Genomic DNA, 18431 nt, shown 5'->3' with positions numbered 1-18431 from the left:
AGGGCTTCGGACGTTTTTCTTCTGTTTTTTCTCGATCATTTCCTCCGATGTTTCATCCGATTAACTCTGGTCCATCCCTGTCTTTTCTCCTGCCTTTAACACGACTATAATTGCTTTTTTGACCCCGATTTTCTCCTCCTGGATCCTGTTTTTGCCCTGTTTCTTCTTACGACTATAATTGCTTCGGGATTTTGGTTGGAGAGGGCGTAGAGAGGCTGTGAAGCCTTGCGGCTGTAAGGCGGAGTGGGAGCGGGCGAAAGATGACATGGGCGAGATGACTATTTTTGATTCTGACATTATAGCGTAACGTGCTGGGTTGGAAGCATCTTAATTACTAAGGGTTAATCAAAACAGAAGGAATAGCGGACTATACGTCCTGGATGACAGGGAATTTCCCACTCGTTTAGGATAAAATGCCAATGTCTTCTGATGCGAAAAAAGCAGTTTGCCTAATGGCATCTGCTTTTTTTGAGATTTGAACGGCTACAGGAGTATGCTCATCAATGTCCTATCCATATTCCGCAAATACCTTTAATAGCAATCCATAGCAAATTGTCCCTAGTAGTTTTACATGAGATAGATTTAACGACGTTACCATACATTTCAAATAAAAATGTTGACAAAGTAGATGAACGATGATAAATTTGCTTGAAAATACAGAATTTTAATGGAGGGATCAGAATGCAACAAACCCAAAGCCAGCCTTGGATCAACGCGGGTACGCTGACGTCGATTCAAGAGAAGGGCCATAAGGTAATCCATGGTGGGATCGCCGTGTTTTATCATGAGGAACAGGTATATGCGGTAGACAATCGCTGTCCGCACATGGGATTTCCCCTGCATATGGGGAGCTTGTGCGACGGGATACTCACCTGTCATTGGCATCATGCGCGCTTTGATGTCTGCAGCGGCGGAACGTTGGATCCGTGGGCGGACGATGTCCCATCCTATGAAGTGAAAATGGAAAATGGAGTCGTTTGGGTGAATCCGCATCCAAAACAGGCAAACAGCATAGAAAAATACAAACTTCGGTTGCAAGAAGGGCTGGAGCAAAATCTCGGACTCGTGATTGCCAAAGCTGTCGTCGGATTGGTGGAAGCCGGCGTTTCAGCCGGGGAAATCATGCAGGTCGGCATCAAATTCGGCACCGCGCATGGAAGAGGGTGGGATTCGGGGCTCACCATCCTTACCGCGATGGCCAATGTGCTGCCGAAGCTAGATAAAGCAGGAACGATCCTCGCTCTTTATCAAGGGCTGCTTCACGTGGCTCGCAACAGATCCGGTGCAGCAGCGCGGCATCTGCTAAAGCCGCTGCCGGGGGCCGAAGTGCCGTTGGAACGGCTGACGGAATGGTACCGCAACTGTATCGAGGTCCGCGACACACAAGGGGCGGAAAGAGTGTTGCTCACGGCGATTCGGCAGGGAGCTTCCCTGGAGCAGCTTTCGGAGATGATGTTGCTGGCGGTGACGGACCACTTTTATTTGGACGGCGGCCATACGTTCGATTTCCACAATAAAGCTTTTGAAGCGATTGGCCTTATCGGCGAAGAGCACACCGAGCAGACGCTGACCTCGCTTGTTCGGCTCCTCGCCAATCCGACCCGGAGCGAGGAACTTCATCAATGGCAGTCACCAGTAAATCTAGTCGTTCCACTGAAGGAAGCTTTCGCCCAGTTGGAGAGCCTTCCTCTGGCAGAGTCCTGTGCAGACATTTCCGCAGCAGACGAGAAGAAAATTGTGGTACAGCTTTTAAGCGACGAGCCTCTTAAAACGGTGAACCTTGTGACGGAGCTTTTGAAATCAGGTGCACATCCGGCTCAACTGGCCCAACTGGTTGCTTTGGCTGCGGCGGAGCGGATCGTTCGTTTCCATACCCAGAACGATTTCGGGGATTGGCTCTCCATTTTGCATACCTTTACCTATGCCCACGCCGTGCATGAGCGTCTGCGTCGCTCGACCCATCCGCTGCTCATCCGCGCGATCTACCACGGGGTAATCAGAATTTATTTGGATCGTTTTTTGAATATCCCTGCGGCCCAACGCCCGGATGGCTCGGCTGTACCAGCCGTCGACACTTCTCGCCCAGAGCGGCTGCTGGAAATTTTGGATCAACGCCAGCAGGTGAAAGAAGCGGCGCAGTGGACAGCCGGCTACTTACACGCCGGCGGCGACCCTGACGCCCTGCTTAATACGTTGGGCCATGCGCTTTTACGCGAAGACGCCGAATTTCATTCGTTTCAAATGTACGAAGCAGCAGTAGCCGAGTATGATCGCTGGGCAATGCGTAGCGACGCTTTTGCCACTCATGCTGGCGAAACGATGCTTCTGGCTGCAACCCGCTATTTGGCGGCCCACGCGCCTACCCCTCGCGAACAGCCGCATATCGCCCGAATAGCCACTCGGCTGCACCGGGGCGAACGGCTGTTTGAAGAGGCGTAATCTTGAAGCAAAACTCTGAGTGAAGAGATGACTTCCTGGTCATCTCTTTTGCTGTCAAGGAAAGGAGCGCGGCCATTTACATGATGGAGAATAAGCGAAAACATGGGTCAGAGTGAAATATTTTCGAACCCCCAAAAATAAAAGGAACCCGCCCTCCCAAGTAGAACAGTAATAAAACACCCTCATCCCCACAACCACAAAACCGCAGGAGGTAACGATGAACGAGAAGGATTGCTTAATGTTAACGTACATATACGAAGCACAGAACCTGACGAGGGCAGCAGAACTTCTCCATATCACACCACCAGCGTTGACCTATCGGCTGCAGCAGCTTGAGAAGGAGTTTGGGGTTCACATTATTTCGAAAAACGGGCGGAGCATAGAGTTTACCCCGGAGGGCAGGTATCTCGTTCAGTTTGCCAAAAAAACGTTGGCGGAGCTGAGAAAAGCGAGGGACTATGTGCTGAACATGGGCAGCGAGCCGCAGGGGACGTTGCGGTTGGGCGTTTCGCGCGTCATTGCTCATTACAAGCTTCCGCCGATCTTGAAAGAGTTCCTCAAGCTGTATCCCAAGGTCGAGATCAACGTCAACACGGGGATCAGCGACGAGATTTACGATTTGCTGCGAAATGAGGACATTCATGTCGGCATCGTGAGAGGGAACTATACTTGGTCGGAAAAGAAGTACCTGGTAAAAGAAGAGAACGTCTATTTGATCTCCAAAGAGAACATTCAGCTTGCGGATTTGCCGAAAATTCCGCGGATCAACTATAAAAACAACATCGACTTTAACGACGATATCAATAAATGGTGGTACGAACGATTCGCGGAACCGCCACTGATTTCGATGCAGGTCGATTCTTTTGAAATTTGCAGAGAGATGGTCAAAAACGAACTGGGCTATGCGATTATTCCAGACTGCTTTCTGCGCGCAGAAGACCAACTGCAAACGAAAGAACTGGTTTACAAAAGCGGGGAGGCGATTACGCTCAAAACGTGGATCATGTATCGGGAATCGGCGACCCAACTGGCAGTCGTCGATAAGTTTATCGAATACATCACTTCGTTTAACATGATGGATTATTCCTAGCGTTTCTTTTGTCAGCAGTGCACTGGGCACTGTTTTTTTATTTGCGATACTTAAAAATTTTTTTCAATTAACAACAAAAATATAAAATTTACTTTAATAATCTGCCGTGCTATTTTGATGGTACAGAATTTTATAAAAATTTGACAAGGAGTTGACCTGGCTTACCGACCCACCCACGTACAAAAAAGAGACTCAGCCGAAACAATGTGTAAGGAGAGAACCAGATGTCAGAGCAGGCGAAGAATACGTACAAGTGTCAATCATCCGCATCATTTCCGTTTTTCCGTTTTCGCGGGACGCATCGGCAGATCGGGCAACAGTTTGGGGAAGCCTGTGCGCGCTTGATCGAAAAGCATCTCGGCTACGCCAGGGAGCGTCTGGATCGCAGGTTTCAGATTTCTGCCCGCCAGCTTGAAGAGGCGGTGCTGCAATATCGGCCGTATGTGCAAAAATACGCTCCCTTCTTCGATGAAGAGGTAATGGGGATTGCCGAAGGGGCGGGTATCGCCGTCGAAGAGGCTTACTTGCTGCAATTGCGGGCGGAGATCAACAGCTATTTCAAAGCGCAAAATGAATGCACGACCTTTGCGGTTTTGGCGGAAGCGACTTCCAACGGCGTACCGTTGATCGGGCAAAACTGCGATCTTCCTGCTTTTTATTCCGAATTGGGGGTGGTCGTCGAAATCGTTCCGGACAAGGGACCAGCCACTCTCATGCTGACCACCGCCGGCCAGGTTTCGTATGTCGGCATTAACAATCGGGGCATGGGCGTTTTTGCAAACTTTTTGACCTGTGATGGATGGCGCGCAGGCTTTCCGCGCTACATGTATTCCCGGCTTGCCCTGACTGCGGCCGCGCTGGTAGAAGCGATTCAACTCGTTCGCCGCATTCATCGGGCGTCCTCGCGAAACCTGATTATGATGGACAAGCACGGCGCTGTTGACTTGGAAAACACGCCGACGCGCGAGGTCATCATTCGCCCGGAAAACGGCTTGCTCGCCCATTCCAACCACTATACGGCAGCAGAGTTAGTGGAAGAGGAACGTTTGCGCGGGGTAGAGCTGGTAAATTCACGGATTCGGCTTGAGCGCATGCAGCGTTTGTTGCAGGAGAATCACGGCAAGCTGAATGTCGCGGTCATGCAGGACATTTTACGCGATCGCCATACGTATCCGCATTGTCTGTGCCAGGTTCCAGGCGACGAGGCAGTCCAATCTCCCGGAGACAACGGGGCAGACATCATCACGTTTGCTTCGGTCATTGCGGAACCGACAGAAGGGAACTTGTGGGTCGCCATCGGGCCGCCCAATCAGTACGAATACAAGCGTTACTCGTTTTCTGAATAGGGAATGAAGTTGGCGCTATCAAAAGGGGGATCATTGAAGATGAAAAGTCCGAGTCTGGCAAAAAAGCTCTGCCTGCTTTTGCTCGCTTTTTCCTTGGCGGGCTGTGGAGCGCAAACGGCGCAAAACGAAGGAGCGAAGACCGAAACAAAGACAGAAGCAAAGCCTGCGGCAGATGCCAAGGCGGGGGGCGAGTTGAAGGTGGCTTACCAGGCACAGCCCCAGACGCTTGACCCGCATGTGACGACATCCCAGGCGTCGGCAACCATTGGCAGAAATGTCTTTGAAACATTGGTCACGGTAGATTCGCGCTATCAGATCAAGCCGATGCTCGCTGATTCCTGGGAGCAGAGCGAGGATGGGAAGACGATTACGTTTCGGCTGCGAAAAGGGGTTCGTTTTCACAATGGAAAAGAGCTGACGGCAGACGATGTCGTCGCTTCGATGAACCGCTGGATCACGACGGCCAGTGCGGGTAAGGATCATTTCAAAGACGCCCGGTTTGAAGCAAAGGACGCCCATACTGCTGTGCTGCATTTGCAGCAGCCGACTGCGACTGCCATGCCTGTGCTTGCTTATTTGGGCGGGAACTACCCGGCCATTATGCCGAAGGAGATCATTGAGACAGCCGATCCGAAGGGCGTAAAAGATTACGTAGGAACAGGGCCATTCCAGTTCAAGGAGTGGAAGCAGGATCAGTATATTCATCTGGCCAAGCACCCGGATTATGCGCCGCGGGAGGAAGCGGCTGACGGTCTGGCAGGAAAACGGGAAGCTTTGGTGGACGATTTGTACTTCCAGTTTACCCCGGACGCCTCTACACAGGTGGCGGGCTTACTGTCGGGGGAATACGACGTGGCGGCTGACGTCTCCTATGATAATGTCGAGCGGCTGGAGACGGATTCCAACATCAAGATCGAGGTTGCCCCAACGGGAATGCTGACGCTTTACTTCAACAAAAAGAAAGGCTTGTTTACAAATGCAAAGGCGCGGCAAGCGATCGGTGCGGGGATAGATGCGGAGTCGATCCTGATCGGTGCCTATACGAATGAAAAGTACTACAAACTGAACCATAGCATGATGATGTACTATCAGTTGGGACAATGGTCGAGCGATGCCGGAAAAGAGCTTTACAACCAGAACAATCCAGAGAAGGCCAAGCAAATGCTGGCCGAAGCGGGGTATAAAGGGGACGAAATCAAAATCGTCACCAGCCGCGATTACGAAGATATGTACAACGGAGCGGTCGCCTTCCAGCAGCAGCTAGAAAAAATGGGCGTGAAAACGAAGCTAGAAGTGTACGATTGGCCGACCTTCACCGAGCTGCGAAACGATGAAAACAAATTCGACATCTTGGTCATTACCAACACGCCGAAGCCGGAGCCAAGCTCACTCGCCTTTATGCGCAAAGATTTTCCGGGCTGGACGGACAGCCCTGAGCTTGACAAGCTGCTGGCAAGTTTTCGGGGAGCAGCAAATCTGGAACAAGCAAAAGCCGTCTACGATGAACTGCAAAAATGGTTCTACGAATATGTGCCGGTCGTGAAAATAGGGGATGGCAACAGCGTTTCCGCAACCCAGATTTCTGTGAAAAACATGACATGGCTGGACGGACTGATCTTTTGGAACGTATCCAACCAGAAATAAAGCGGCTTCCACCCATTTGCTGTTGAAATGGGTGGATCGTTTTTGGAAGGTTCTGATAAAAGGAGGGTGAACGTTGAACATTTATTTGGCAAAAAGGCTATTCGCCCTTATTCCTGTGCTTTTTGTCGTCTCGCTCGTCATTTTTCTGATAATCCACATCACGCCTGGCGATCCGGCTACGGTCATGCTCGGAGAATCGGCCACCGCCCAAGACATTGAGGCATTGCGCGAGCAGCTTGGCCTGAACTTGCCGTTGTACCAGCAATACACGGAGTGGCTGATGAAAGTGTTCCGCGGCGATTTGGGAGAGTCGTATTTTATGAAGGAAACCGTCTTGCAGTCGATTTTGAGCCATTTGTCGCCGACGATTTCCTTGGCGATTCTCGCCCAGATTGTGGCGCTCGCCATTGCGATTCCGATCGGGATCAAGGCGGCGATTCGGCGCGGGACGGCGACTGACCAGACGATCATGGGGTTTTCGCTGTTGGGTATGGCTGTACCGAGTTTTTTGTTGGCTCTCTTTCTGATTTTGCTCGTCGGCGTGAAGCTGCAATGGTTGCCTGTGGCTGGCTACAAGCCGCTTGAGATGGGCTTGTGGACACATCTGAAATATTTGATTCTCCCTTCCCTATCGCTAGGAGCGATACAGGCTGCTTTAATCACCAGGATGACGCGTTCTTCCATGCTCGAAGTGTTAAACACGAATTATATCAAAACAGCGCGGGCGAAAGGGGTAAAAGAGCGGGGCGTTATTTACAAGCATGCTTTGCGCATCGCTTTTCTGCCGATTTTGACGGTCATTGGACAAACATTCGGGGGATTGATTACGGGAGCGGTCGTGACTGAATCCATTTTCAATATTCCCGGCATCGGGCAACTGATTATTAACTCTGTGGAACGGCGGGATTACGCGGTCATTCAGGGCGTGGTGCTGTTTGTGACGACGGCTTATGTCGTTATCAACCTGATCGTGGACGTGCTGTACGGAATGATTGATCCAAGGGTGAGACTTGAGAGGAAGTAGAAAGGAGATAGCGGATGGGTGCGCTTGAAATCAACGCTGACAAGGTCGAACTTTCCCAGATCAAACAAACGCTGAAAAAGGAGCAGCGGCGACTGTTTTACCGACGTTTCCTCGCAAACAAAATGATGCTGACCGGAAGCCTCATCGTCATCCTGATGTCGGCCCTTGCGATTTTCGGGCCTTATTTGGTGTCGCATGACCCGTATGAAATGGAGCCGGCCAATCGGTTGCAGCCGCCAGGACCCGAGCATGTATTGGGGACGGATAACTTTGGGCGCGATCTGTTGACCCGGCTGATTTACGGGGCGCAAGTTTCCATCGGGGTTGGATTTTCAGTGACCATCGTATCTTCCGTCATTGGAATGGTGATCGGATTGTATGCCAGCTATTATCGCGTGCTCGATCAAATTTTGATGCGGATTTGCGACGGGTTAATGGCGATTCCGGGGATATTGCTTGCAATCGCGCTCGTCGCTGCGTTGGGTCCGCGGAAGGAAAACGTGATTATCGCGCTCGGGATCGTCTTTATCCCGTATGTCGCGAGAATTGTTCGTTCGGCAGCACTCGTTGTTCGCGAAGAAACCTATATTGAAGCGATGAAGGCACAAGGAGCGAGCGCGACACGCATAATTTGGCTGCACATCGCCCCGAATACGCTGTCGCCGCTTGTGGTTCAGGCAACCTTTGTGTTTGCGGACGCGATTATTACGGAAGCGGCGTTAAGCTTCTTGGGCGCGGGTGTCCCTACGCCAGATCCTAGCTGGGGAAACATTTTGTACGACGGAAAAATGGTCATTTTCAAAGCGTGGTGGATGACGGTGTTCCCGGGGATTCTCATTATTTTGACGGTGATGGGACTGAATTTTTGGGGAGACGGCGTTCGGGATTTGGTAGACCCGCATTCCAATCATCCATTCAAGAGAAGGAAAAAGTGAAAAGGAAAGGGGGATTTCCCGTGCAGCACCAGCCTCTTTTGGAAGTAAAAGATTTGAAGGTGCACTTTTTTACCGAGCGCGGCCGGATTACAGCGGTGGATGGCATTTCCTTTCACGTGGAAAAAGGAGAGATCGTGGGAGTTGTCGGCGAGTCAGGGTGTGGCAAAAGCGTCACGTCGCAGGCGATTCTCCGGCTGTTTGACGAACAGCATACGGCTCAGTACGAGGGGGAAATCCGCTTTAAAGGAAAGGACATGCTCGCGCTTCCGACGTCTGCCATGGAGCATATTCGCGGCAATGAAATTTCGATGATTTTTCAGGACCCGCTCAGCTCGTTAAATCCGGTATATACAATCGGCTATCAGATCGCAGAGGCCATTTTGCTGCATCAGCATGTTTCCAAAAAGGAGGCGTATGCAAAGGCTGTCGATCTGCTGCGGATGACGAGAATCCCGGCTCCGGAAAAAAGGGTGAACGAATACCCGCATCAATTGTCGGGCGGCATGCGGCAAAGGGCGATGATCGCGATGACCTTGGCCTGTCAGCCGAGCCTGCTGATTGCCGATGAACCGACAACCGCTTTGGACGTGACGATTCAAGCCCAAATTCTCGACTTGATTCTCGATTTGAACGCAACGCAGGAGATGGGAGTTATTTTTATTACGCATGACCTGGGGGTAGTCGCTGAAATTTGCGACCGTGTCGTTGTGATGTACCTGGGGCAAATCGTGGAGGAAGCCGACACGGAAACGCTGTTTGCGAACCCGTGCCACCCGTACACAAAAGGACTGATGAAGTCGATTCCGCAACTGGATGGCGATCGTTCGCAAAAGCTGCACGTCATTGAAGGGACGGTGCCTACGTTGCACAACATTCCTGTCGGCTGTCGCTTTGCCCCGCGCTGCCCGTACGCAGATGATGTCTGTCGTGAGCACGCGCCAGAGGTGAAGGCGCATGACGCACGACACAAGGTAAGATGCTGGCACTTTGAGAAAATCGCCATGGAAGAGGAGGACCGTTATGTCTCATACGGGCAGTGAAGCAAAACAACCACTCCTCGATGTACAAGGCTTGCGCAAATATTTTCCGGTCAAAGGGCCGCTTGGGGTCTTGGGCGGGGTGAAAGGGTACGTCAAAGCGGTGAACGACGTCTCTTTCCAGCTTTACGAGGGCGAGACGCTGGGCATTGTCGGGGAATCGGGCTGCGGGAAAAGCACGATGGGCCGAACGATTTTGCGCCTGACCGAGCCGACGGAAGGAAAAGCGCTTTATGACGGCGGAGACATTTTTCAACTGTCGGGAAAAGGGCTTCGGGCGATGCGAAAAGACATGCAGATGGTGTTTCAGGACCCGTTTTCCTCGTTAAATCCGCGCAAGCGCATCGGGCAAACATTGGAGGAGCCGTTGGCGATTCACGCAATCGGTTCCAGGCATGAGCGCACGGAGCGGGTCATGGAGATCATGCATAAAGTTGGCCTGCAACTGGACCACTTTTATCGCTACCCGCATGAATTTTCCGGGGGCCAGCGGCAGCGGATCGGGTTGGCGAGGGCATTGGTGGTGAATCCGAAGATTGTAATCTGCGACGAGCCTGTTTCTGCGCTGGACGTTTCGATCCAGTCGCAAATCATTAATTTGCTGCAGCAGCTTCAGGACGAGTTTCAACTGACCTATCTGTTCATTGCGCACGATATCAGCGTGGTTCGCCATATTTCTGACCGTATCGGCGTGATGTATTTGGGGCATATGGTGGAGCAGGCGCCTACGGAGAGTTTGTTTGCACAACCGTTGCATCCTTATACGCAAGCCTTGTTATCCGCCGTGCCAATCCCTAACCCGCAAAAGCGGAGAGAGCGGGTCATCCTTCGCGGAGAAATCCCCTCTCCGCTCGATCTGCCAGCCGGCTGCGTTTTTCATACCAGGTGTCCATTTGTGCAGGACGTTTGCAAGAGCATGGCTCCAGTCAAGCAAGAAGTGGCTCCCAACCATTTTGTCTCCTGCCATTTATACGGGACGGAGAGGGAATAGCACTGGCACATAATTTGTTGAAAAGGGCGAGCGTCAAAAGAAAAAAGAAGCTGGGAAAACCGATACAGGTTTCCCAGCTTCTTTGCTTTATCAGAGGCTTTTTAATGATTTTTAACGACTTCCTGCCCCCGCACATTCCACGTCAGCGCAAAAACAAGCGCAGCCACTACGCACGAAGCGGTCAGCAGCATGAATCCTGCATCCCAGCCGGAGGCGTCAACGATAACCCCCATCAAGGCGTTCGCTGTGACTGTACCGCCCAGGTAACCAAACAGACCTGTCAGGCCTGCAGCGGTTCCGGCAGCCTTTTTCGGAACAAAATCAAGGGCTTGCAAACCGATCAGCATGACTGGGCCGTAAATCAGGAAACCGATTGCGATCAGGCAAATCATATCGACCACGGAATTGCCCGCCGGATTGAACCAGTAGACCAGAACCGCGATCAATACACCGAGCATAAAGACAAACCCTGCGGGTCCACGGCGGCCCTTGAACAATTTGTCGGACAGCCAGCCGCACAGGAGCGTTCCCGGGATACCTGCCCATTCGTACAGGAAGTAGGCGACGCTCGACTTGTTCATGTCAAAGCCCTTTTCCTCGCTCAAATAGGTCGGCGCCCAGTCCAGAACGCCGTAACGGACGAAGTAGACGAAGATGTTGGCAATCGCGATGGCCCAGACCCATTTGTTGTTCAGCACGTATTTGAAAAGAATTTCTTTTGTGGACAATTCCGTTTCAAATGTTTTCTTCGTCTTGGTTGGGTAGTCATTGCGATATTCTTCAATCGGCGGCAGGCCGACTGACTGCGGAGTATCGCGAATCAGGAAATACGTAAGGAATGCCAGGACAATCGCAACGAGAGCAGGCAGGATAAAGACGCCTTCATACCCGGCAGCGGAATTACCGGAAAGTCCGGCAAATATCGCTGCACCTGCAACAGCGAGGGGGGCCATCAAGCCTCCGCCAACGTTATGGGCTACATTCCAAATCGCTGTTTTGCTTCCTCTTTCACTTACGCTAAACCAGTGGACGAGGACGCGCCCGGATGGCGGCCAGCCCATTCCCTGGAACCAACCGTTCAAAAACAGCATCACAAACATGATCGTGACGGACGAGGTGAAGAAAGGAACAACGCCCATCAGCAAACTGATAAGTGCAGAAAGAATCAAACCGGCAGGCAAGAACATTCGCGGGTTGCTTCGGTCTGAAAAAATGGCCATGACAAACTTGCTGATCCCGTAGGAAATCGAAATGGCGGATAACGCAAAACCAAGCTCTGTTTTTGTAAATCCTTCTTCGATCAAATAAGGCATGGCGAGCGAGAAGTTTTTGCGGATGAGATAGTACGCCGCATAACCAATGAAGATGCCGAGAAACACCTGAAGCCTGAGCTTTTTATACTCCGAATCAATTTGTTCAGCAGGCAATCTGTCAATAGGCGGTGCAGGCCTGAACAGTTTGAGCATCGTATTCCTCCCCCAAAGTAATGTCTGACAAAGATGGCGACACACGTAAAAAAACCCATACTTCGATGGCGCTTTCAAGAATGAAAGTGCCACAAAGTATGAGTCTCCGAGTCTCCATCATCGTTAACTTGTCGATAAGTGTATTCTATTACTCGGTGAAAACGTTGTCAACAAGGTTATTCTCAAGTGTTTTGAAAGAAACTTAACAGGAACAGCGCAGAAGTGAACAGATCACGCTCTTCGCTGCATGGAAACCGTTGATGTAGAAGGAAATCCGCTGCGAATGGTAACGAATCGCTTCGCTGTCATCCTCCCTTGGAAAGACCGCGCGAGGTTTATGCAACGCTAGTGATATGACGTGAATTGATATATCATAGTTTAGGAAGAAAAAGGGAGATTGACCAATTTATGAGATTTCAAGTCAAGATGCTGTTCCTGTTCTCTTCTGTCATGCTTTTGTCCAACTCTCTTTTGTTCTGTTTCCTCTACACCTCTTCGTGCAAGCTGGTGCAGGATTCCTTCGGGATGCAAGCGAGACATATGGCTTTGTCCATCGTACATAATCTTGATGCGGAAAAATTCAAGAAAGTTGCGGAAAAGACGATGGAGGCAAAGGCCAAGCAGTTGGACAAGTCCACGATTTTAAAAATGCCCGAATATAAAGAGTTGCGGCATCAGCTCTGGCAACTGAAAAATCAACACGGGATTTAAATACTTGTTTACGATGGTGGAATATCGGCGCGGGCAGTATATGTATGTAGTCGAAGGATTTCCATTGGATTATCGGGGCAGGGAAGTGTCCTTGCCGACGGAGATTGAGAATAATCACTATCAGGACCTGGTGGAAGCTTTTGCGGAAAAAACGGTCAAGGTGAGTGACTTAACCTACAGCGACAAGTGGGGGGCGGCTGTTTCTACCTTTGTCCCCTTGTTTGATTCGGAGCAGAATTTTATCGGGGTCCTGGGAGTCGATGTCGACGGCACCGAGATTCATCAGCTTATGACGGAACACAGACGGCAAATCATCATCATCACGATCATTTCCACCATAGCCGGATTGCTGTTGGTATATCTCATGACCAGGTATTTGCTTACTCCTTTGCAACTGCTCATTCACAAGATCCATCGAGTGAAAGAGGGCGATTTGCGTACAAGGCTGGACTGCGAGCGCAACGATGAAATCGGCCAGCTAGCATCTGCCTTTAATGAAATGGTATCTGTCTTTTATTTCAATCAATTGAAAAAGAAGTCGGATGAATTGCAATAGAGAAATGAGGCATTGCTGTATATCAATCAACTGAAAGATGAATTTTTGGCGCGGACGTCCCATGAGCTGCGCACTCCGCTGAACGGAATTATCGGGCTCAGTGAATCCATTTTGGACGGGATCGGGAATCCGGTGTCGGGCACGACGAGAAAGAATCTGCTGATGATCTTGGCTGTGGCCAAGCGTTTAAGCAACCGGATCAACGATTTGCTGGATTACTCCAAAGTAAAAAACCGGAAAATCGAGCTGCATGCAAAGGCGGTGGACGTTTCCCGTTTGGTGGAGGAAGTGGTCGCTGTATGCCAGTCTCTCGTGGACAAAAAAGTGGAGATCAGAAACCGGATTCAAGAGCCGTTGTGGGTCACAGGGGATGAGGCAAGGATCGAGCAAATTTTGTACAACCTCGTGGGCAATGCGAGCAAGTTTACGTCAAGGGGATATGTAGAGATTGCCGCGAGACGAGCGGGGCAAGCGGTCAAAATTTCCGTAAAAGATACGGGCAAAGGAGTGCCTCCGGATCGGATCGATGCGATTTTTCAACCGTATGAGCAGGCCGCTTCACCGGAGCAGGAGGGCATCGCAGGAACCGGCCTTGGTTTGCATATCACCAAATATTTGGTTGAATTGCATGGCGGTACGATAGAGGCAGAGTCGCAGCTAGAAACAGGCTCCATTTTTTCCTTTACGCTCCCCAGCGCTGCCACAGAAGCGGATGTCTCCAACGGATTCGAATGACTGGCGGAGGTTGTGGAAGAAAGCGGCCTCGAGCATCAGGAGGACCGGATGAGCGAGAACATTTACGAAAAAAGCGTCCACATTTTGCTGGTTGAGGATGATCCCGTCAACGTTCAGGTGATTTGCAACCATTTTTCGTTGAAAGGATGGAAGGTGACGGTTGTCCAAAACGGAAAAGACGCGCTGGAAAAAATCGCAAGCCTCCCGTTTCAGGTTGTCTTGCTGACGGCCAAAAGCGGCACGAATGATGTGATCGAAGGATTTCGCTCGGGAGCAAATGATTATCTCACCAAGCCGGTTACCCGAGAGGAATTGTTCGTCCGGATCGAGGCACAGCTTACGATTGTGAAAGCGTCTGGGGAATTGACGCTTTTGAAGGAAGCGGTCCAGGCAGGCACTTCCTCTTTGCATGGTGGCGGCCGTCGATTATACCAACAAAAACGGATGGGATTACCAGGCGGTCTTTCAAACCTTGAACCAGCGTCCCGACATCAGTCCCGTCGATTTGGCAGAGGTGATTGCCGTGAGCTACCGCAACCATTCGCTGCAAAATCAGGAGGACGAGGATTTGCAGCAATCCGTAATCCGCCTCTCCAAAGTGGAGGAAGTGGTAAAAGAGGTAGACCTGTTCAGCAAAAAGCTGGTGGATCTCCTGCCGCAGCCGCAGACGTTCTCCCAGCTCGCGGATGCGAGGAACCGGGCCGAAAACTATGCGGACGAGGCAGACATGGTCGATCTTGCCGATTTCAGTGCGTATATTGGACAAACCATCCGCAACGATGAAGGCGCCGAGAAAATTGCCCGCGCCGTCGAGCAGGCAGTGGTGAGCAACATGAAATCGCCCGAGCATCCAAAAGGAAAGGGGATTTCCATTTACTTTCCCGCAGAGGACAAAGCTCGGTTTCAGGAGAAAGCGGACATCTATCAACAAATTGACTTTTCTCCCTATATACAAACAGCTCATCTCCCTGTATTCCCGGGAATTGATGAAATATGCAGCCACGGGCGGCAGCGTCAAAACAAACGAATGACAAGGAGGATTTCGATGAAGATGATGGATCGGACGGAACGATTGCAGGAGGAGCACCTTGCCATCTTGCGGACGTGGTTTCAGGATGCGGAAGTTCAGAAGAGGATGGAAGGGATGGAGCCGCTTGAGGAGTGGTACGGGTATGTGAAGGAGAACGACTCGTATTTCGTCTGGATTGCCTTTTTGGGGGAACAGCCTGTCGGAGTAGCCATGGTGGAGATCGAGGAGGAGCATGCGGGAAGCATCGGCTTGATTGTCAACCCTTCCCTGCGCCATCGCGGGTACGGAAAGGCATTGCTGCGGGAAGCGATGCAGCGCCAGGAGCTGTCTGGTGTCCAAAAGTGGATCGCAGGAATTGAAGCGGATAACGTTGCATGCCTGCGGTGCTTCGAGGCGGCCGGGTTTGCAAAGGAAGAGCCAGTGCCGGATGAAGATGGCTTTTTCCTGCTGGTTCGCCAATGAATCAGCCGCTGCGATGAAAGCGTGGTTCAAACAAAATAGGAGCCCCTGCAAGTAGACAGGAACAAGACAATGACTGTTTAGTTGCAGGGGATATTTTTTATGGGGAACATGGCATGGCTCGCTGGGGGATGACTTCTATGGAAGTGCGCGAACGGTGAATACGCATGTTTTTTTGAACTTGCGGACAAAGCTGGGGTTGGCGGGCTACATTTTCCCTACCGCTTGGCGAGCACAGGTAGTTGGCACAACCGCTGGCAGAAGCGGGGAGCGAGCCTTCGTTCCGCCATGCTTCAGCGGGCGAACGGGGGAGTTGACTCCTGTACGGAATGATAGTAGTATTCAAAAATACTATCCAAACTCGCGTGAGCAGGAAAGGAGGTACAACTTTGATAGACGAGCTTCGAAAAATCGGCTTGTCCGATCTGGAAGCGAGATGCTACCTGGTGCTTCACGAGGACCCGAAAATATCCGGTTATGAGGTCGCCAAAAAAGTGTCCGTATCCCGCACGAATGTGTATGCGGCCCTGCGTTCTTTGACGGAAAAGGGCATATGCCGGGTCATCGAAAGCGAGCCCGTCCTTTATGACGCGGTCCCGATTGAACAGCTTGTGCGTTTGCTGAAATCCGAGTTTGAACAGACAACGCGGGTGCTGCAGGAGCAATTAAGCGCAGTGCCGAAGACGGCCCCCTCCTTTTACAACTGGCAAGGCGACAAAGCGATTGAAACGGTCATCCGGCGGCTGGTCGCGAATGCGGACAAGAGCATCGTGGTAGATATTTGGTCGGAAGACGTGCACTGGGTGGAAGAGCCTCTCTTGGAAGCGGAGAAGCGCGGTGTCGCGGTGACGCTGATTTCGATCGGAGAATGCGCGACGAGCTTGAAAAATGTGCTGATCCACAAACGAAGCGAAGAGTGGAGCGCGGTGCGCGCGCGCAAGTTTTCCCTTTTGTGCGACGCCCATTCCGCGTTGCTCGGCAGCTTTGGCAAAGGGCTCAAACCTACCGTGCTGGAAACAGATCATCCCTCACTTATCGAGCTGTTGCAAAATACGTTCTACCACGATCTCATCATGGAGCAAATTGAGCGGGATTTCGGCAAGGAGCTGGGCGAAAAGTACGGGAAAGATTATGAAGCCATTATTCATCCGTATAAGGAATACTTGTGACCAGTATTCCTTTATTTTTGATCGCAATATAGTGGTATTTAAAAATACAACTAAAATTATTAGGAAAAAGGAAGTGCAGCTCTGTATGAATACGACCAATCCAGAGACCGCAAAGACGTTCGATCCGAAGCGATGGTGGGCACTGGCTGTTTTGCTCATATATCCGCTGGTTGTCGGGAGAGAAGCGGGCTGGCCGCTATCGGTTTACCAATGCGATCCTCCGCTGGCGTCAATCAGTTGTCCGGTGATCCAGCGGCTGTCCGGAGAGGCGAGGAAGGCAGCGATATCCGCCACGTCTTCCGGCTCGCCCCACCTGTTGAAAATCGACAGACCAGCGGCGTACTTTTGTCCGGCGGGATTGTTTTGCAGAGTGCCCGCATTCATCTCTGTGTTAATGATGCCGGGCAGGATGGCGTTCACCGTGATTTGTCGGCTGCCAAGCTGCTTGGCCAAGGCGAGCGTCAAAGTGTTCATGGCCCCTTTGGAGATGCTCGAGGTGAAGACGGTCGGCGAGGCTGCGCGTGTGACAAACGATGACAGATTGATGATGCGCCCTTTTGCGTTCAGCCGGGGCAAAGCTTGCTGGATGAGAAAAAACGGCGCTTTGACATTGATGCTCATCACCTCGTCAAACGTTTCCTCCGTCGCTTCTTCCAGACTCAAAATTTGCCCGATGCCAGCGTTGTTGACCAAAATATCGAAGCGGTTGTCTCCTGTCCGGGTTTGCAGCGCTTCATCCAAAGCCGCGAACAAAGAAATATTGCTCTCTCATTCGCGGGGGACGGAAGGAGTGCAAACGGAGGGAAACAGCAGGAAGAAAATTTGTTTTTGTTACATTGACAATTCCCAGAAATATGAATATGATTATCCCTAATAAAGCGTAATGATTACGTTTTTCAATTAAAAAACAGGAAATGCTCCCGTAAATCATATGTTCAAAGGGTGGGGGAAATGAGGAGAGAAGTCGATTTTATCAAATTCAATCCCACGCAAAACATGACGATTCTGGTGAAGACAAAGCATCCGGCGGAGGAGTACCAGCGCATTGCTTCCAGGATGATGTCCTACGACAGCGTGCACGCGGAGCAGGTAGGGTTTATCGAACAACCGGACCAGCGCGGAGCCAGTGCCCATCTGCAAATGGCGGGAGGTGAGTTTTGCGGCAACGCGTGCATGGCGCTCGCCTCCTGGATCGCCCGGGAAAACGGGCTTGGGCAGGATGAGTGGACGGAGATTTCGCTCGGGGCCTCGGGAGCGGAGCAGCTTGTGCATTGCCGGGTCAACCGGATCGCGGACGAATATTATTGTCAGGTAGCCATGCCTGTGCCGCATAAGCTGGAGCAGCGGGCGATTGCGCATGAAGGCCGCGAGTGGAGTCTGGGGCTTGTCCAATATCGGGACTTCCTGCATGTCGTGATCGAAGTGGAGCGTGCGCACGAGGAATTGCGCAGGAGTGCGGCTTCGCTGGCAAAGCGGCTCGGAGCAGAGTCAGCGTCCAGCATGATCGGCATTTTGCTGTACAAACCGGAAACGCACGAGCTGGCACCGCTCATTTACGTTCCACAGTTGGACAGCATGATTTGGGAGCGGGGCTGCGGCTCGGGGACGGCTTCCGTGGGCGCCTATTTGGCCTGGAAGCAGCAAAAGGATGCGGCGGCGGAGATCAGACAGCCAGGGGGAAGCATTCACGTGGCTGCTTCCTGGCAGGGAGAAGAAATCAAAAGCCTGCAAATCGGCGGGTCTGTCGGCATCGTTGCGCAGGGCAAAGCTTATCTGGAGATATGAGAAAACCAAACGGA

15 protein-coding genes and 1 pseudogene are annotated in these 18431 nt (G+C 51.5%); 14 read left to right on the top strand and 2 right to left on the bottom strand.

The features are described from left to right. Positions 1 to 681 precede the first annotated feature (681 nt). The 8 genes from BA6348_RS01135 to BA6348_RS01100 all read left to right on the top strand — a co-directional run bounded on the left by BA6348_RS01135 (position 682) and on the right by BA6348_RS01100 (position 10506). A complete protein-coding gene (locus BA6348_RS01135; protein ID WP_122953354.1) occupies positions 682 to 2439 on the top strand; it encodes a Rieske (2Fe-2S) protein in 1758 nt (585 codons plus the stop codon). Between the two features lie 217 nt (positions 2440 to 2656). Beyond that, positions 2657 to 3529: a LysR family transcriptional regulator gene (locus BA6348_RS01130; RefSeq protein WP_025848715.1), complete on the top strand. Its 873-nt coding sequence runs from the start codon at positions 2657 to 2659 to the stop codon at positions 3527 to 3529. Between the two features lie 224 nt (positions 3530 to 3753). Continuing rightward, positions 3754 to 4875 carry a C45 family autoproteolytic acyltransferase/hydrolase gene (locus BA6348_RS01125; protein ID WP_122953353.1) on the top strand — a complete coding sequence of 374 codons (1122 nt, stop codon included), beginning with the start codon at positions 3754 to 3756 and terminating at the stop codon, positions 4873 to 4875. Positions 4876 to 4914: 39 nt separating this feature from the next. Then, a complete protein-coding gene (locus tag BA6348_RS01120) occupies positions 4915 to 6519 on the top strand; it encodes an ABC transporter substrate-binding protein (RefSeq protein WP_242507434.1) in 1605 nt (534 codons plus the stop codon). A gap of 73 nt (positions 6520 to 6592) precedes the next feature. Further along, positions 6593 to 7543, top strand: a complete 951-nt coding sequence (locus tag BA6348_RS01115) for an ABC transporter permease (RefSeq protein ID WP_005827881.1) — start codon at positions 6593 to 6595, stop codon at positions 7541 to 7543. Between the two features lie 14 nt (positions 7544 to 7557). Further along, positions 7558 to 8478 carry an ABC transporter permease gene (locus tag BA6348_RS01110; protein WP_005827883.1) on the top strand — a complete coding sequence of 307 codons (921 nt, stop codon included), beginning with the start codon at positions 7558 to 7560 and terminating at the stop codon, positions 8476 to 8478. A gap of 20 nt (positions 8479 to 8498) precedes the next feature. Next, positions 8499 to 9518, top strand: coding sequence for an ABC transporter ATP-binding protein (locus tag BA6348_RS01105; RefSeq protein ID WP_026558574.1), 1020 nt, complete (start codon positions 8499 to 8501; stop codon positions 9516 to 9518). Next, positions 9499 to 10506: an ABC transporter ATP-binding protein gene (locus tag BA6348_RS01100; protein WP_005827887.1), complete on the top strand. Its 1008-nt coding sequence runs from the start codon at positions 9499 to 9501 to the stop codon at positions 10504 to 10506. The genes BA6348_RS01105 and BA6348_RS01100 overlap by 20 nt, the downstream gene beginning before the upstream one ends. Positions 10507 to 10607: 101 nt before the next feature. Here the strand turns inward: BA6348_RS01100 and glpT are convergent, their stop codons facing one another. Then, entirely contained in the window at positions 10608 to 11972 is a 1365-nt protein-coding gene (gene glpT, locus BA6348_RS01095; RefSeq protein ID WP_005827889.1) for a glycerol-3-phosphate transporter, read from the bottom strand. Positions 11973 to 12380: 408 nt separating this feature from the next. On the opposite strand from glpT, the gene BA6348_RS01090 reads away from it, so the two are divergent. The 5 genes from BA6348_RS01090 to BA6348_RS01060 all read left to right on the top strand — a co-directional run bounded on the left by BA6348_RS01090 (position 12381) and on the right by BA6348_RS01060 (position 16632). Continuing rightward, positions 12381 to 12683, top strand: a complete 303-nt coding sequence (locus BA6348_RS01090) for a hypothetical protein (RefSeq protein WP_026558573.1) — start codon at positions 12381 to 12383, stop codon at positions 12681 to 12683. A gap of 13 nt (positions 12684 to 12696) precedes the next feature. Continuing rightward, on the top strand, positions 12697 to 13239 hold the full coding sequence (locus BA6348_RS01085) for a HAMP domain-containing protein (protein WP_129552149.1): 543 nt from the start codon (positions 12697 to 12699) through the stop codon (positions 13237 to 13239). A gap of 12 nt (positions 13240 to 13251) precedes the next feature. Then, the gene (locus tag BA6348_RS01080; protein WP_122953352.1) at positions 13252 to 13974 is read left to right on the top strand and encodes a sensor histidine kinase; all 723 of its coding nucleotides are present in this window, start codon (positions 13252 to 13254) and stop codon (positions 13972 to 13974) included. A 409-nt stretch (positions 13975 to 14383) separates the two neighbouring features. Next, positions 14384 to 15466: a GNAT family N-acetyltransferase gene (locus tag BA6348_RS01070; RefSeq protein WP_122953351.1), complete on the top strand. Its 1083-nt coding sequence runs from the start codon at positions 14384 to 14386 to the stop codon at positions 15464 to 15466. 386 nt (positions 15467 to 15852) lie between these two features. Beyond that, the gene (locus BA6348_RS01060; protein WP_005827903.1) at positions 15853 to 16632 is read left to right on the top strand and encodes a TrmB family transcriptional regulator; all 780 of its coding nucleotides are present in this window, start codon (positions 15853 to 15855) and stop codon (positions 16630 to 16632) included. A 204-nt stretch (positions 16633 to 16836) separates the two neighbouring features. Here the strand turns inward: BA6348_RS01060 and BA6348_RS01055 are convergent. Beyond that, positions 16837 to 17385, bottom strand: a pseudogene (locus BA6348_RS01055) (SDR family oxidoreductase); the annotation flags it as partial. A gap of 198 nt (positions 17386 to 17583) precedes the next feature. Between BA6348_RS01055 and BA6348_RS01050 the strand changes: the two are divergent. Further along, positions 17584 to 18417, top strand: coding sequence for a histidine racemase CntK family protein (locus BA6348_RS01050; RefSeq protein ID WP_122953350.1), 834 nt, complete (start codon positions 17584 to 17586; stop codon positions 18415 to 18417). The last annotated feature ends 14 nt before the right edge of the window (positions 18418 to 18431 follow it).

Origin of the sequence: Brevibacillus agri, from assembly GCF_004117055.1 — a bacterium.
Taxonomy (GTDB): Bacteria; Bacillota; Bacilli; order Brevibacillales; family Brevibacillaceae; genus Brevibacillus; species Brevibacillus agri.
The sequence above is the reverse complement of the archived record's forward strand: the minus strand, read 5'-3'. Positions and strand labels throughout refer to the sequence as shown.